The organism is Ruegeria sp. AK4 (genome assembly GCF_056541025.1).
On record NZ_JBQFXS010000067.1, the window covers coordinates 1 to 1,366 of the forward strand.

1 protein-coding gene is annotated in these 1,366 nt (G+C 59.3%); it reads left to right on the top strand.

Features of this window, described 5'->3' with window-relative positions; translation table 11 throughout:
• The first annotated feature begins 86 nt into the window (after positions 1-86).
• Positions 87-1,106 carry an IS110 family RNA-guided transposase gene (locus ACR0EZ_RS25870; protein ID WP_480617708.1) on the top strand — a complete coding sequence of 340 codons (1,020 nt, stop codon included), beginning with the start codon at positions 87-89 and terminating at the stop codon, positions 1,104-1,106.
• Positions 1,107-1,366: the final 260 nt, after the last annotated feature.

Below are 1,366 nucleotides of genomic sequence, written 5' to 3' on the forward strand. Positions count from 1 at the left end.
CGGATGGAGTGGGTGGCTCCTGCTCCACCGGCGTCGCGATGCGCCATACTGCAGTTGTCTTGGACTGCTAGGAAAGGAGCCACCCAATGACAGTTAAAACAGTTGGACTGGATCTGGCCAAGGACGTGTTCCAGGTTCATGGAATTTCGGCCGCTGGCCGCAAGATATTCAACAAGAAGATCAAGCGCCCGAAGTTGCTTGCGTTTTTCGAGGCCCTTCCGCGCTGTGTTGTCGGCATTGAAGCCTGCGGCTCCGCCCACTATTGGGGCCGTGAACTCAGCAGACTGGGCCATGATGTACGCCTAATGCCAGCAGCCTATGTCAAACCCTATGTAAAGCGCGGCAAGACCGACGCCGCTGATGCCGAGGCGATCTGCGAGGCCGTCCGTCGGCCAACAATGCGGTTCGTCGAAGTGAAATCCGAAGACCAGCAGGCAATCCTGGCGCTGCACCGCACGCGGGATCTCGCAGTCCGGCAGCGCACGCAGCTGGCGAACATGATCCGAAGCCTTCTGCGCGAATTCGGCCATGTGCTGCAGAGCGGGATCGAGGCTGTGATTGCCTTCGCCAAACGCCACCTTGAAGGGGAACGGCCCGACATGCCGGATCTGGCGAGCGGCATTCTCGGCACAGTCTGCTACCAGTTTCTTGGCGGTCACGAGCGCGTTGAAGGCTATTCAAAGATGATCGAGAAGCATGCGCTGCTGGATGCCGGCGCCCGGCGCCTGATGCGCATGCCGGGCGTCGGCCCGATTACCGCCTCCGCAATCGTGGCGACCATCGGAAATGCTAAGCAATTCCGGACTGGCCGCGATCTTGCGGCCTGGCTGGGGCTGACCCCGCTCAACAAATCCAGCGGCGGAAAGGAAAAGCTAGGCAAGATCACCAAGAAGGGCGACCGCTACATCCGAAAGCTCCTGATCACCGGCATGACATCCCGTGCCCTGATGGGCAGGAAGCATCCGGAGCGCATAGATATCTGGAGCGCCAGAATCCTCGCAGAGAAACCGTTTCGGTTGGCGACGGTCGCCATGGCCAACAAGAGCGCCCGGTTCATCTGGGCGATACTGACGAAACAACAGGAGTACCGGCAGCCGACCGCCTGAACAGGCCGACCTGCCCAGAGATGCAAGACGTTTGATGTGATGATGCGGACTTAAGTCAACCAAAAGCCAGGACACTCCGACGAATGTCGCGGCCCAAACCGAGGTCGTTTAGCCGATAGGAACCTTACTTGCGGAACTCATCAAGGCCAGCAGCCGACAACAATGGCTGCGTGAACAGGCCAAACACACGACAGTACTGACGGACCGCCGCTATCAACGCAGAAAACACTTGCAATGCAGGCGCCACCCACACAGGACAT